13 protein-coding genes are annotated in these 14,554 nt (G+C 58.9%); 5 read left to right on the forward strand and 8 right to left on the reverse strand.

All coding sequences use genetic code 11. The annotated features are described in order from the left end of the window. Positions 1-73 precede the first annotated feature (73 nt). The 3 genes from ACOI7Z_RS12285 to ACOI7Z_RS12295 are packed head-to-tail and all read right to left on the reverse strand — an operon-like array spanning position 74 to position 2,915. A complete protein-coding gene (locus ACOI7Z_RS12285) occupies positions 74-1,507 on the reverse strand; it encodes a glycoside hydrolase family 32 protein (RefSeq protein WP_032429209.1) in 1,434 nt (477 codons plus the stop codon). Between the two features lie 19 nt (positions 1,508-1,526). Then, complete coding sequence (locus ACOI7Z_RS12290) at positions 1,527-2,768, reverse strand: MFS transporter (RefSeq protein WP_023290917.1); 1,242 nt, start codon at positions 2,766-2,768, stop codon at positions 1,527-1,529. 12 nt (positions 2,769-2,780) lie between these two features. Continuing rightward, positions 2,781-2,915: a hypothetical protein gene (locus ACOI7Z_RS12295; protein ID WP_032429210.1), complete on the reverse strand. Its 135-nt coding sequence runs from the start codon at positions 2,913-2,915 to the stop codon at positions 2,781-2,783. A 94-nt stretch (positions 2,916-3,009) separates the two neighbouring features. Here ACOI7Z_RS12295 and ACOI7Z_RS12300 point away from each other — a divergent pair, with 94 nt between their 5' ends. Then, on the forward strand, positions 3,010-4,005 hold the full coding sequence (locus tag ACOI7Z_RS12300) for a LacI family DNA-binding transcriptional regulator (protein WP_420702267.1): 996 nt from the start codon (positions 3,010-3,012) through the stop codon (positions 4,003-4,005). On the opposite strand, the gene ACOI7Z_RS12305 is transcribed toward ACOI7Z_RS12300, so the two are convergent. Continuing rightward, positions 4,002-5,423 carry a sugar porter family MFS transporter gene (locus ACOI7Z_RS12305; protein WP_004205402.1) on the reverse strand — a complete coding sequence of 474 codons (1,422 nt, stop codon included), beginning with the start codon at positions 5,421-5,423 and terminating at the stop codon, positions 4,002-4,004. The genes ACOI7Z_RS12300 and ACOI7Z_RS12305 overlap by 4 nt on opposite strands. Positions 5,424-5,719: 296 nt before the next feature. Continuing rightward, the gene (gene kduD, locus ACOI7Z_RS12310; RefSeq protein WP_023290920.1) at positions 5,720-6,481 is read right to left on the reverse strand and encodes a 2-dehydro-3-deoxy-D-gluconate 5-dehydrogenase KduD; all 762 of its coding nucleotides are present in this window, start codon (positions 6,479-6,481) and stop codon (positions 5,720-5,722) included. 483 nt (positions 6,482-6,964) lie between these two features. Between kduD and ACOI7Z_RS12315 the strand changes: the two genes are divergently transcribed. Then, complete coding sequence (locus ACOI7Z_RS12315) at positions 6,965-8,140, forward strand: oligogalacturonate lyase family protein (RefSeq protein ID WP_032453989.1); 1,176 nt, start codon at positions 6,965-6,967, stop codon at positions 8,138-8,140. A gap of 132 nt (positions 8,141-8,272) precedes the next feature. On the opposite strand, the gene ompK26 is transcribed toward ACOI7Z_RS12315, so the two are convergent. The 3 genes from ompK26 to ACOI7Z_RS12330 form a co-directional block, all read right to left on the reverse strand. Continuing rightward, entirely contained in the window at positions 8,273-8,968 is a 696-nt protein-coding gene (gene ompK26 / locus ACOI7Z_RS12320) for a KdgM family porin OmpK26 (protein WP_004205398.1), read from the reverse strand. A 250-nt stretch (positions 8,969-9,218) separates the two neighbouring features. Then, the gene (locus ACOI7Z_RS12325; RefSeq protein WP_023290922.1) at positions 9,219-10,397 is read right to left on the reverse strand and encodes an acetyl-CoA C-acetyltransferase; all 1,179 of its coding nucleotides are present in this window, start codon (positions 10,395-10,397) and stop codon (positions 9,219-9,221) included. 118 nt (positions 10,398-10,515) lie between these two features. Continuing rightward, a complete protein-coding gene (locus ACOI7Z_RS12330) occupies positions 10,516-11,385 on the reverse strand; it encodes a LysR family transcriptional regulator (RefSeq protein ID WP_023290923.1) in 870 nt (289 codons plus the stop codon). A gap of 102 nt (positions 11,386-11,487) precedes the next feature. On the opposite strand from ACOI7Z_RS12330, the gene ACOI7Z_RS12335 reads away from it, so the two are divergent. The 3 genes from ACOI7Z_RS12335 (at position 11,488) to ACOI7Z_RS12345 (ending at position 14,301) form a co-directional block, all read left to right on the forward strand. Beyond that, complete coding sequence (locus tag ACOI7Z_RS12335) at positions 11,488-11,949, forward strand: multidrug/biocide efflux PACE transporter (RefSeq protein WP_087849664.1); 462 nt, start codon at positions 11,488-11,490, stop codon at positions 11,947-11,949. A 123-nt stretch (positions 11,950-12,072) separates the two neighbouring features. Further along, positions 12,073-13,302 carry an amino acid permease gene (locus ACOI7Z_RS12340; protein WP_023290924.1) on the forward strand — a complete coding sequence of 410 codons (1,230 nt, stop codon included), beginning with the start codon at positions 12,073-12,075 and terminating at the stop codon, positions 13,300-13,302. 120 nt (positions 13,303-13,422) lie between these two features. Then, positions 13,423-14,301 carry an aldo/keto reductase family oxidoreductase gene (locus ACOI7Z_RS12345; RefSeq protein ID WP_065805369.1) on the forward strand — a complete coding sequence of 293 codons (879 nt, stop codon included), beginning with the start codon at positions 13,423-13,425 and terminating at the stop codon, positions 14,299-14,301. Positions 14,302-14,554: the final 253 nt, after the last annotated feature.

Raw genomic sequence — 14,554 nt, forward strand, 5'->3', positions numbered from 1 at the left:
AATGCACGACGATGCAGGCAATAATAACCCGCCCATCGTCAAAGACGGGTTATTAACGACAACAGCCTTATTATTATTCGAGCTGCCAGGCTCCGGCTTCAGTTAATGCCGCTGAGCCGCTCCAGGCAAATAACGCTAATTCACGGCGGGGAGCCTGCGGATAGATACGGCTGCTCAGGCAGGCTTCGCCGTCATTGACAAACACCTCCACCGAAGAGCTATCGAAAAATATCCGCAGATTGAGATCCGCCCCGGCGGTCAACGGCACGCTGCGCGTCCCGCACAGGCCATGCTGCGGATAATGCCGCTCCAGCACCAGACGCTGCTGCTGGGCATCCACGTAGAGGCGCAGGCCATCGCCAAAGCGCAGACCATACTGCTCGGCGCTGCTGCGTGCGCAGTTCCAGCGCAGGTTCACCTCCATCGCCTCGCAGTTGTCGACCATCGTGGTCTGCTGATTGTTCAGGGTGCTTACCGGCCACGGGAACCAGGCGCCGCGCAGACTCTCCACTTCTTTCGCCGGGCGCATCTGCAGGCGGTTATCCGCGCTCAGGCTCAGCTCGCGCGGCAGGGAGAGCATGCCCGCCCAGCCGTCCTGCTGCTCCGGCAGCGGTGATTCCCACATATCCAGCCAGCCAATCACGATCCGCCGGCCATCGGGGGTGGCGAAGCTTTGCGGCGCATAGAAATCGTGGCCGTGATCCATCTCTCTGAACTCGCCGTGGCGGACGAATCGCTGCCCCGGCTGCCACTCGCCGATCAGATAGCCGCTCTGGAACAGGTTGCGGTTGCGGAACCCCTCGGCCTGCATCCCCTGCGGGGAAAACATCAGAACGCGTTTGCCGTTGAGGGTGAAGAAGTCCGGGCACTCCCACATATAGCCCATGGCGCTTTCCGCTTCATCCAGCACCCCTACATCCTGCCACTGGCGCAGATCGGCTGAACGGTACAGCCGCACCTGGCCGGTATCGCCTTCGCGCGCGCCGACGATCATGTACCAGCTGTCTCCTTCCCGCCAGACCTTCGGGTCGCGGAAGTGGTGCATACCCGGCGGGGTGTCGACCACCATCCCCTGGCGCTCGAAGTGGATCCCGTCCCGGCTGGTGGCCAGACACTGAACCTGATACAGATTGGCTTCGTCGCCCGGATCGCCGTGGAATTTATGCCCGGTGTAAATCAGCGCCAGGGTATCGCCATCGACCACCGCCGAGCCGGAGAAGCAGCCGTCTTTATCCTCCGGCCCCTCCGGCGCCAGGGCCACCGGCAGATGCTCCCAGTGCACCAGATCCTTACTCCGCGCGTGCCCCCAGTGCATCGGCCCCCACTGAGTGGAGTACGGGTGATGTTGATAAAAGGCATGGTACCAGCCGTCGAACCACACCAGACCGTTTGGGTCGTTGATCCACCCGGCGCGGGCCGCCAGGTGATAGTGCGGATACCAGCGCAGATTGAGCGCCTGGCGTTGTGTCTGGAGTACCTGTTCAGCCCTGGAGATTGTGTAAGTCATCATTTTCACTCTTTTTGATTCAGACAGCGGTAGGTTGCGACACCAGCGGATCGGCGGAGGATTTGCCGGAGCGCAACAAGAAGATGGAAATAAAGGTGGTGCAGAACACCAGCAGGCCCATGATCAGATAGGACTGAGCGAAGCCATATTTTTCATAGCTGTAGCCCGCCAGCGGCGACAAAACGCTGGCGATAATCGAGCTGGTGCAAGCGAAACCCACCAGATAGAGGGTGGAGGAGAGGCGTTTATCGAAGTTGATGCTGTTGTACTTAAAGATAGCCACCAGCAGTATCGGCAGCTCCACCGCGTGCAGCAGTTTAGTGATGGAGATCAGCAGCGGCCCCTCCACCAGGCCGGAGGCCACCATGCGCATCGCCATCACCATGCCGGCGAAAATCAGACCATTTTTGGCGCCGATGCGGTTCACCAGCCACGGCGCGCAGAACATGCCGGCCGCCTCGAGGAACACCTGGAAGGAGTTGAGGTAGCCATACATCTCATTGCCTTCCTGCAGGGTCGCGAACTGCGATGAGAAATAGACCGGGAACTGCTGGTCATAGACGCCGTAGATGCAGGTGCCGATGACGAAGAAGACCAGCGCCCAGAAGCGCGGCAGCGTCAGCAGGCGCAGCGCATCTTCCAGGGTCACCTTGCCGCCCGAAACCGCCTCCTGCATCGCATGCGGCGCCGAGGAGACGCGCAGCCGCGCCAGCAGGATAAAAAACACCAGTCCGGAACAGCTGGCGACGAGGAAGTTAAGCTGCGGATTGATGTTAAACAGCAGACCGGCGAAGAAGGTGGCCACCGCCCAGCCCAGCGAGCCCCACATCCGCGCCCTGCCGAATTCAAACTGGCTCTGGCGCGCCACGCGCTCGGTATAGGATTCCAGCACGCCAATGCCGCCGTTAAAGGTCAAGCCGATGTAGATCCCGCCGAAGATGCTGCCCAGCAGGACGTTAATTTTCAGCAGATGGCCGAACAGCAGATACGCCGGACCAGAGAGGATCAGCAGCGCGGTGATATACCAGAGCAGATGTTTGCGCAGCCCCAGCTTATCCTGGATAAAGCCATAGCAAACTTGCGCAAACAGCGCGGAAACCGACAGAACGGCGTAGATGATACCGGTATCGCCGGCCTTCAGCCCGACCTCCTGGTGCAGCCAGATGGAAAGCAAGGAGCCGGATGACGACCAGGTCACGAAAAAGAAAAACAGTAAGGCACTGAGCAACGGGTAGCTGTGTGAGTGATGCGCTTTCATCATGACATTCTCGTGTTAGAGGAATGCAATTATGGTAACGTTAACAAAAAACAAAGCGCAGGGGGATTCGCTGCGATACATGATGTTAATCACAAAAGTTAACGTTAACATAATGAAGATGCGATCGCGATCAAATATTAACCGCGGCAGCGTGGAGGACGAGGCTAGCATAAAATCGTTTCACGCTTTTACATCAGCGACTTAGTTGTATAGCCTGTACTCTGCAGCTATGGCGGAGGAAAAAATGGCGTCCCTGAAAGATGTAGCAAAACTGGCGAATGTATCTCTGATGACCGTCTCTCGGGCGCTGAACACCCCGGAGCGGCTCAAGCCGGAGACGCTGGCCCGCGTGCAGGCCGCCATCGCCGAAACCAACTATGTCCCCGACCTGTCGGCGAAAAAGATCCGCGGGGCGCGGGCCACCCCCAGCACCATCGGCGTGCTGGCGCTGGATACCGTCACCACCCCCTTCTCGGTGGAGATCACCCTCTCGATCGAAGAGACCGCCCGCGCCCACGGCTGGAACAGCTTTGTGGTCAACATGTTTTCCGACGATCGGCCGGAAGCGGTGGTCGACCTGCTCCTCTCCCACCGTCCGGACGGCATTATCTTTACCACCATGGGCCTGCGCCAGGTGCCGCTGCCGGACAAACTGCTGACCCTACCCTGCGTGCTGGCCAACTGCGAAAGCCTCAGCCAGCCGGTGGCCAGCTATATCCCGGACGATGAACAGGGTCAGTACGACGCGGTAAAAGCCCTGCTTGCCGCGGGCTATCGTCGTCCGCTGTGCCTGCACTTACCCGCCAGCCAGCTGGCGACAATCCGCCGCCGTCAGGGGCTGGAGCGCGCCTGCCGGGAGGCGGGCATCGAACCGGACAGCCTGACCCACTCGTATATGGCCCAGGGCGATGAGCATTACCACGATATTCCGGGGGTGGTGATGGCGCATATCCGCGAGGGTAAACCCGGCTTTGACTCGGTGATTTGCGGCAACGATCGCATCGCCTTTATGGTCTATCAGACGCTGCTGGGCCAGGGGTTACGCATTCTACAGGACGTGGCGGTGGTGGGATACGACAATATGGTGGGCATTGGCGATCTGTTTCTGCCGCCCCTCTCCACGGTGCAGCTGCCGCACTACGACATCGGGCGCCTGAGCGCCCTGCATATCATTCACGGCGACAACCATCGGGAGACGCGCAAGGTCGCCAGCCCGTGGCTGCCGCGCGCCTCACATTAACGGTTACCGATGTTGCGCAGCTTCTCGCCCGCCATCAGGTTGCGCTCAATGTGCTCGAGGGTGACATTTTTGGTCTCCGGGATCAGCCAGAAGGTGACGCCGATAAAGGCCACGTTGAGCACCGTGTAGAGCCAGAAGGTCCCAGCGGCGCCGATCGCGTCAAGCAGCGTCAGGAAGGTGGCGCCGATGATCATGTTCGACACCCAGTTGGTGGTGGTGGAGCAGGTGATACCGAAGTCGCGGCATTTCAGCGGCTGGATCTCAGAGCAGAGGATCCACACCACCGGCGCCGCGCTCATCGCATACCCGGCAATACACATCATGGTCATGCCGACGGAAAGCCAGGAGAGGCCGCTGGAGGCGGTGCCATTGTCGAACTGCATCAGGCAGTAGCCGAGCACCAGGGTGCCCAGCGCCATCACGCTGAAACCGATTTTCAGCGCCGGCTTGCGGCCCGCTTTATCCACCGTGAACACCGCGATAAAGGTGGCAAACATAAAGGTCAGGCCCACCACCAGGGTGGCGATCATCTGCTGTTCGGTAGTGGTAAAGCCCGCCATTTTGAAAATACGCGGGGCGTAGTACATGATGATGTTCATGCCGGTGAACTGCTGCATCGCCTGCAGCAGCATGCCAAGGAACACCGCCCGGCGCACGTTACGATTGACCTTGAACAACGCCCAACCGCCCTGCTTCAGCTTCAGGCTTTCGCGGATCTCGTTAAGCTCATCGCGCGCCTTCTCCGAGGTATCGCGCAGCATCCGCAGCACCTCTTCCGCTTCGATATGGCGCCCTTTCTCCGCCAGCCAGCGAGGGCTGTTCGGCAGAAAGACGACCAGAACGATCAGGATCACCGCCGGCAGCGCCAGCACGCCCAGCATGGCGCGCCAGTTACCGCTGTAGCTAAAGGCGGTATCGGAAAGAAACGCCAGCACAATGCCGAGGGTCACCATCAGCTGATACATACTGATCATTTTTCCGCGCACGTTCTCGCTGGCCATTTCGGAGAGGTACAGCGGCGCGGTATAAGAGGCGATCCCAACGGCCACCCCCAACACCACGCGGGCCACCAGCAGCACTTCCACGCTGGCGGCAAAAGCGGAGCCGATAGAGCCGGCGACAAAAAGCACGGCCCCCGCCATCAGGCTGTATTTGCGGCCAAGGCGGAACGACAGCCAGCCGTTAAACAGCGCGCCTATCGCCGCCCCCAGCATCATGCTGCTGACCACCCACTCCTGAAGCTGGCTGGATAAGGTGAAGTGGTCGGTTATAAAGGGCAGCGCCCCGGATATCACGCCGATATCCAGGCCAAAGAGCAACCCCGCCACCGCCGCGGCGATAGAAACAAACCAGTTCATCCGCCGGGTGTCACGTTGCGCCCGCGGCGTTAATGCAGAGTCGTTACTGATTGAAGTCATTTTTATTCCTGCCACACAGAGAAAGACATAGGACGAAAGTACGTGACTGGCGGAGGAGTTTGTCAGGCTGGATACGCCAAAGATATGGACTATTTTGCTGGCAAGATGGGTTTTGTGATGGACATTAAACTTTCAAAGTAACAAAAAATTCGTTTCGCCTAGTTAATAACCCTGTCCATACAGGGCGGTAACATTCATTCTGCACTCTGGAATATGGACGATCCTCATTTTACGGTATGGACAATAATTGCTCAGACGGCCGGGGCGATGAGTGTCGCGCCGGCCGTCGCCGACGGTTAGCGCGCCAGCCAGCCGCCGTCCACCGCCACCGTGTAGCCATTGATGTAATCGGAGGCTGGGGAAGCGAGGAAGACCACCGGCCCCATCAGGTCGGACGGCAGTCCCCAGCGCCCGGCGGGAATGCGGTCGAGGATTTCGCTACTGCGCTGCTCGTCAGCGCGCAGCTGCTGGGTGTTATTGGTCGCCATATACCCCGGGGCGATGGCGTTGACATTGATATGGTGTTTAGCCCACTCGTTGGCCAGCAGGCGGGTGACGCCCATCACCGCGCTTTTGGACGCGGTATACGACGGCACACGGATCCCGCCCTGGAACGACAGCATCGAGGCGATGTTAATGATCTTCCCGCCGCTGCCCTGGGCGATAAAGTGCTTCGCCGCCGCCTGGGACATGAAAAATACGCTCTTGATGTTGAGGTTCATGACGTCGTCCCAGTCCTTTTCGCTGAACGCCAGCGCGTCCTCGCGGCGGATGAGGCCGGCATTGTTGACCAGAATATCAATATGGCCAAACTCCGCCACCGCCCGCTCCAGCAGCTGAGGGATACCGTCGATCTGGCGCAGGTCGGCGGTCAGGCTGAGAAAGCGGCGTCCCAGCGCCGTCACCCTCTCGATGGTTTCCACCGGCTCGACAATATTGATACCGACAATATCGCAGCCCGCTTCCGCCAGCCCGAGGGCCATCCCCTGACCTAAACCGGTATCGCATCCGCTCACGACGGCCACTTTTCCCTGCAGGGAGAATGCATCAAGAATCATAATGTGTTCCTTAGTCGTTCAGAGCCTGCAGTATGCAGGCAAGGTTCTCTCGGCCCGGCTCGCGCCGGCGGCGCGACTGAGCGTAGGGCGAACTCACGGGCATAGCCCATCATAAAAATAAAACAGAGTTCCGTTTTACTAATGGGTGCCATCTTAGCCCCACCCCCTGTCATTTTCAATGATATTTAAAACATCGTTTCATTTTTTATGACGCCGATTACAAAAAAAGAAAAAGCGAACGGATGCGGCAACGCGCGCCGAACAGGAAGCGATTTTAAAAGGATGGTGATTCAACCGGTTGTCTGGAGAGACGGTCGAAGTGAGGCCAGCAGGCCGTGGAAGATGCGAGAATTGCGCTGAACTGCGTGAGACATCACAAATAATGAAACATTGTTTTGATAAATTAACACCCATCTTTTAAAACAAATCACTCAGCGACACGCCTCTGGTTCAGCGGCATCGCAGGAAAGAAAGGAGCACTACATGGCTAAAGGCATGCGGGTCAAACTGAACTATCACGTCAGCCGCGATCCGGATACCGGGGCGGAAGTCACCCGCTTAACCCCCCCGGAGGTCACCTGTCATCGCAACTACTTCTATCAGAAGTGCTTTTTTAACGATGGCAGCCATTTACTGTTCGCCGGCGAGTTTGACGGCCACTGGAACTACTATCTGCTGAATATCGCCAGCGCCGAAGCCGTCCAGCTGACGGAAGGCGCCGGGGATAACACCTTCGGCGGCTTCCTCTCCCCGGACGATAAGTCGCTCTATTACGTGAAAAATGACCGTACCCTGCTGGAGGTGAACCTCACCACCCTCGCCGAGCGTGAAGTTTACCGCGTCAGCGAGGAGTGGGTCGGCTATGGCACCTGGGTGGCGAACAGCGATTGCAGCAAACTGGTAGGCATTGAGATTGCGAAAAGCGACTGGACGCCGCTCAACGACTGGCAGATTTTTCATGACTTCTTCCACAAAGGACCGCACTGCCGCCTGCTGCGCGTCGACCTGCGCAGCGGTGAGAGCCAGGTGATCCATGAGGAAAAAATCTGGCTGGGACATCCGATCTATCGTCCCTTCGACGACCATACCGTCGCCTTCTGCCATGAAGGGCCGCACGATCTGGTTGACGCCCGCATGTGGCTGGTCAATGAAGATGGCAGCAACGTGCGTAAAGTCAAAGCGCATGCCCCGGGCGAAAGCTGCACCCATGAATTCTGGGTACCGGACGGTTCAGCGCTGATCTACGTCTCCTATCTGAAAGGCCAGCAGGGGCGGACGATCTATCGCTTTGATCCGGAAAGCGGCGTCAACGAGGCCCTGATGACGATGCCCGCCTGCTCGCATCTGATGAGCAATTTCGACGGCACGCTGCTGGTGGGCGATGGATCGGGCACGCCGGTCGATGTCAAAGATACCGGCGGCTACTCCATTGATAACGATCCTTATCTCTACGTCTTTAACGTAGCGGAGAAGCGCTACTTCCGCGTCGCGCGCCATGATACCTCGTGGGCGACAGTGGCCAACAGCCGCCAGGTGACTCACCCGCACCCCTCGTTTACGCCGGATGACAGCGCCATTCTGTTCAGCTCCGATAAAGACGGCAAGCCGGCCATCTATATCGCGAAATTACCTGACCATCCGCCGATGCTGAGCGCCTGAGCCCGGCGAACGTTTTTCTGTAACTGGCCTTGCCCTCCTTCGCGGAGGGCTTTTTTTGTTCCCTCGCTTTGGCGCATAAAAAACCCCGGCTGACGGCGCCGGGGAAGAGAGACGATGAGGGTCTGGCGGAAATCAGAACGAGTAGGCCACCCCGACGCGGAAACGGGTCTGGCGATCGCTGCGGTCATTCACGCCGACGTTGCCGATTTCACCATACGGCGACCAGTTGTTATCCAGCTTATAGGCTACCTTCACGTTATATTCCTGTGAGTAGGGTTTGTTGTCGTTGCGGTTCACCCCTTCCGAACTGCGGGCATAGACATAGTTCAGCTCGGTGCGCCAGTCGCCGAGGGCAAACCCGGCCCACGCGTCGCCGCGATTCACCTTGTCATCATCTTTACCGGCATCGTTCGGATAGCGGGTGTACTCATAGCGATAGCGAGCGGCGACATAGAAGCCATTGTCGAAACTGTACTGTACGTGCAGATGCGGCTTGTAAATGGAGCGGCTGTCGTTGCTCTCTATGGTAAACCCGGGGGTGAGGAAAAGGTTCGACGTCGCTTTCCAGCGCCAGCTGATGGTGTCTTCATGGCCGTTGCCCACCACGTCCGAATAGGGTTGCGAACCGTTGTCGCCGCCTGAACGCCATTTGGCCTCCACGGTAAAGCCTAGCCCGTTGGCGAAGCGGTGGGATACCGAGACGCGGTCGGCATTGCTTTTATCGCTCTTGCCGCCATCAATAAATTCATGACGTAAATCTATCGTGACCGCAGTTGCCGCAAAAGACATACCGCAGAGGGCGGCCAGAACCAGAGATCGTTTTAACATAGGGTACCCCTTATAATAAATAAAATGACATTTCGTTTTTATGAAACGTTATTTTATTTTTTAAGCACCTCAGTTTTAGTGACCAGGATCGTAGTTATTTGTTTCAAAAAAGGTGGCACAACAAGACGTGACGGAGCTCAATAAATTGACGATGGGGAGAAGGGAAATACGGCAAAAAAGAGGAGGGTCGGCAAAGCGCGGCGCATAAAAAAGGCCTCCCGCAGGAGGCCATGGAAATCGACATTCAGCGCTACGCGCGCTCTACCGCCAGCGCCACGCCCTGACCGCCGCCGATGCACAGCGTCGCCAGCCCTTTACGCGCATCGCGCTTGATCATTTCATGCACCAGCGACACCAGAATCCGGCAGCCGGAGGCGCCGATCGGGTGGCCGAGGGCGATCGCGCCGCCGTTGACGTTGACCCGTCGCTCATCCCACTCCAGTACCCGGCCAACGGAGATAGCCTGAGCGGCAAAGGCCTCATTGGCTTCGATCAGATCGACGTCGTCCAGCCGCCAGCCGGCCCGTTCCAGACAGCGGCGGGTGGCGTGCACCGGGGCGATGCCCATCAGCGCCGGATCGACGCCGACGCTGGCGAAAGCGCGGATCCGCGCGAGGATCGGCAGCCCCAGCTCCTCGGCTTTCGCCTCGCTCATCATCATCACCGCCGCCGCGCCGTCATTGATGCTGGAAGCGTTGCCGGCGGTCACCGATCCGAGACGATCGAAGGCAGGCTGCAGGCTGGCCAACCCTTCCGCGCTGGCATCCACCCGCGGTTGTTCATCGGTATCTACGGTGCGCGGCGCGCCGTTATGCTCGGTAACGACCGGGACAATCTCATCGCGAAAGCGTCCGGAATCAATCGCCTTGCGCGCCTTATGCTGCGAGCTGAGCGCCCAGGCGTCCTGCAGTTCGCGGCTGATGCCGTATTCCCGGGCGAGGTTTTCCGCCGTGACGCCCATATGATAATCGTTGAAGGCGTCCCACAGGCCGTCATGGACCAGACTGTCAATCAGCTGGCTGTTGCCCAGCTGGGCGCCGGTGCGGCTGTCGGTGAGGACATGCGGAGCGCGGCTCATGTTCTCCTGGCCGCCGGCGATCACCACGTCCGCCTCCCCGCACTGGATGGCCTGGGTGGCGAGGTGCAGGGCTTTCAGGCCGGAACCGCAGACGTCGTTAATGGTGATAGCCGATACCGTGTTGGGCAACCCGCCGCGAATAGCGGACTGACGGGCCGGGTTTTGCCCGGTTCCCGCGGTCAGCACCTGGCCGAGGATCACCTCATCCACGCTCTGCGGATCGATTCCCGTCTTCTCCACCAGCGCCTTCACCACCACGCTACCCAGCTCAACGGCTGAATGGCGCGATAGCGCGCCCTGAAAGCAGCCAATCGGCGTTCGTAGCGCCCCGACGATCACGACATCCTTCATCCTCTACCCCTGCCCGTGCTTTTGCGCAAAGAAACAGCGATATACTAGATAATTGTTATCAAAAAACTTTGTAATTGTTTAAAAAAAGTGAGGCCAATCACAAAGAATTAGCCATTCGTTAACGTTCACGCCGCTGCAGATGCTGACGCAGCCAGCTGCCCGCCGCCCCGGGCGGCGCTTTCTTATTCCACAGCAGATCCACCGAAATCGCCCGCGGCCAGCCGGGGATATCGAGCGCCACCAGCCCGCCCTGCGGCGCAAACTCCGCCACCAGGGCGCAGGGCAGAATGCACCAGCCGAAGCCCTGCACCGCCATGCTGAGCAGCAGCAGGTAGTTTGGCGCCGACCAGACCTGCCCGGCGGCAGGCTCCGTGGCGCTGGCCAGAAAGGTGCTCAAACGCAGCTCGCGCCAGCTGCGCAGCTCATCCCAGACAACCTTGCCCTGCGCCGCCAGCGGATGGTCATGCGCCACGTAAATGCCCATCGCCGTCTGCAGCGGCAGGCGGGTGCTGCCGATATCGGTCGGGTAGCGCTCTCTCGCCTCAATCAATCCCACCTGGGCGCGGGATTTTTGCAGGAGATCGATCACGTCCTCATCTTCGCCAATCAAACACTCAAACTCGGTATGAGGGAAGCGGCGGTCAAACTGCACCAGCAGATCTTCCAGCACGTCCGGGTGCAGGGTGTCCGAGAGCACAAAGGTCAATCGCGGCTCCGTCTCGCCGGACAGCGACACCGCCAGCTCATCCAGCCGCTCGCTGGCGGCGAGGATCGCTTTGACATAGCTCAGCACCTGCTCCCCCTGCGGCGTCAGCGTCGGCTGCCGCGTTGCCCGATCGAAGAGGGTCACCCCGAGGTCAGCCTCCAGGTTGGCGATAGCGGTACTGATCGTCGACTGGCTTTTCCGCAGGCGACGGGCGGCGGCGGAGAACGACCCGCTGTCAACGGCCTCGACAAAGGCGGTTAACGCTTCCGGTGAATAACGCATGATGTATCTACTTTATCGATGGTTTCTATCTTTTGTTTATCATATTTTTCCATAAACTGCCGGGTAATTTCCTGTTCAGGCTAAAACTGGAGGTAGCTCGCCATGCAACAGACCCCGCATCAGCGCAAGACGCTCACCGAACGCGTTATCCACGCCATCACCTTCGAAGGACTGGCGACGCTGATCCTCGCCCCCACCGCCGCCTGGCTGATGCAGCGTTCGGTGGTGGAGATGGGCGGGCTGAGCATTCTGCTCGCCACCCTGGCGATGGTATGGAACATCATTTATAACGCGGCTTTCGATCGCCTGTGGCCGGTCTCCCGCGTCCCCCGCCGGCTGAAAGTGCGGGCGCTGCACGCGATCGGCTTCGAGACCGGCTTTGTTATCATCGGCGTCACCATGGTGGCTATCGTGCTGGGGGTATCGCTGCTGCAGGCGTTTATGCTGGAGATCGGCTTCATGCTCTTCTTCCTGCCCTACACCATGGCGTTTAACTGGGTCTGGGACACCCTGCGCGAGCGCGTGATCCGTCACCGCCGCCCGCGCCAGACGGCACGCGGCTAGCCCCGCGGCGGATCCTTCGCGATCCGCCGCGACTTTATCACCAAAAACTATCGCAACAGATGAACCATAAATATGGTAAATTGCACTCCTTTTTTTTGGTTTGACGGTTGATAAAGTCGCATAATGTCTAAAATTTGGTCTAAAGAAGAAACTCTATGGAGTTTTGCCTTATATGGCACTGCAGTAGGCGCTGGGACGCTATTTCTACCGATCCAGCTGGGTTCGGCTGGCGCCATCGTCCTTTTCATCACCGCGCTGGTCGCCTGGCCGCTCACCTACTGGCCTCACAAAGCGCTGAGCCAGTTTATTCTCTCGGCCAATATCGCGCCGGGAACCGGGATCACCGGCGCAGTCAATCACTACTATGGTAAGAAAATTGGCAACCTGATCACCGGCCTCTATTTCCTCGCCTTCTTTGTGGTCGTGCTGATCTACGCCGTGGCCATCACCAACTCGCTGGCCGAGCAGGTGGCGCATCACACGCCGATGACGCCTGCGCTACGCGCGCTGCTGAGTCTTGGCGTGGTGCTGGTCCTTAACCTGATCTTTCTCATGGGCCGGCAGATCACCATCAAGGTGATGGGCTTTCTGGTCTTCCCGCTCATCGCCTGCTTTCTGTTTCTCTCCCTCTATTTAATCCGCGACTGGCATCCGGAACATCTCACCAGCCAGATGCAGTTCAGCTCGCAGACGCTCCACCAGGTCTGGATCTCCATACCCGTGATGGTTTTCGCTTTTAGCCATACGCCGATCATCTCGACTTTTGCTATCGACCAGCAGGAGAAACACGGCGACCTGGCCATGGGTAAATGCAAAAAAATCATGAAGGTGGCCTACACCATCATCTGCGCCAGCGTGCTGTTTTTCGTCTTCAGCTGCCTGCTGGCTATCCCGGCGACCTATATTGAGACCGCCCGCGATCAGGGGGTGACTATCCTCTCCGCCCTGTCGATGGTGCCGGGCGCGCCGGGCTGGCTGGCGGTGACCGGCATTATCGTCGCCGTGGTCGCCATGTCGAAATCCTTTCTCGGCACCTACTTCGGGGTCATTGAAGGCGCCAGCGAAATCGTCAAAAGCTCGCTGGGCCTGATGGGCGTGCGCAAGAGCCGCGCCTTCAACCGCGCGATGTCGATCATGCTGGTCTCCGCCTTCACCTTTGCGGTGTGCTTTATCAACCCGAATGCGATCTCGATGATCTACGCCATCAGCGGACCGCTTATCGCCATGATCCTGTTTATCATGCCCACGCTGTCAACCTGGCTTATCCCGGCGCTGAAGCCGTATCGCTCGGTGGGGAACGCCATCACTCTGGTGGTCGGCCTGCTCTGCGTCTCCGTGATGTTCTTCGGCTAATCCGCCTCCGGCGACAGCGGCTTGCCTGAGCCGCTGTCGCACATTCTGACAACATTCTCGCCCTTCCCTTCCTTGTGAGCGCATTACACTTACGGCTTAGCCACCGTGAGGAGAGTTCCTATGTCCAGTGTCACCTTATCCGGTCGCGGCACGCTCGGCGATCGCCAGGTCTATCGGTTGGGTTACGGGGCCATGCAGCTGGCCGGCCCCGGCGTCTTCGGCCCGCCGAAAGATCCTGAAGAAGCGGTGCGCGTGCTGCAGGCCGCCGTCGAAGCTGGGGTAAACCATATCGATACTTCGGATTTCTATGGCCCCCATGTGACCAATCAGCTGATCCGCAAAGCGCTTCACCCCTACCCCGACGATCTGTGCATTGTCACCAAGGTCAGCGCCCGCCGTGACGAAAAAGGCAACTGGCTGCCGGCCATGTCGCCTGCTGAACTGACCCAGGCCGTCGAGGACAATTTGCGTCACCTGGGGCTCGACGTGCTGGAGGTGGTGAACCTGCGCAGTATGCTGAGCCCCCACGGCCCGGTGGAGGGGTCGCTGGAGGCGCCGCTCGCCACCCTGCTGGAGCTGAAGGAGCGAGGGTTGATCCGCCATATTGGCCTTAGCAACGTGACGGCAAAGCAGGTGGCGGATGCGCAGAAAATGACGCCTATCGTCTGCGTGCAAAACCTCTATAACATTGCCCATCGCGCCGACGACGCGCTGGTGGATGCGCTGGCCGCCCAGCACATCGCCTGGGTCCCCTTCTTCCCGCTGGGCGGTTTTACCCCGCTGCAGGCGCAGGAGCTGAACGAGGTCGCGGCCTCGCTTGAGGCGACGCCGATGCAGGTCGCCCTCGCCTGGCTACTCCAGCGCGCGCCCAATATTCTGCTGATCCCCGGCACCTCATCCCGCACGCACCTGGCGGAAAATATTGCCGCCGCCGGACTGGTTCTGCCAGCGGATGCGCTACGCATCCTGGATAATATCGCCAATCGCACGCATCCCTGACCCCTCAGGCCAAATGGAGGGAACGACTTCCCTCCTCAATATTTGCCTGGAAAAACCTCAATACTGCTGGCACTATAGATCCTACAAATGGGGCATGATCGACGATCGTTTTCTCATTATCCCCGTTAATTAAACTTAAGTTTTTTTCCTTCGACCGGTCTCCAGCTTGGAGGCCGTTGTCGTTTTTGTCATGACCAAAATTTGAAACTCTTGATTACAGGAAACACAATATCGAATTCCAAGTTTATACATA

It is taken from the genome of Klebsiella sp. C283, assembly GCF_048822555.1.
GTDB lineage: Bacteria > Pseudomonadota > Gammaproteobacteria > Enterobacterales > Enterobacteriaceae > Klebsiella > Klebsiella quasipneumoniae.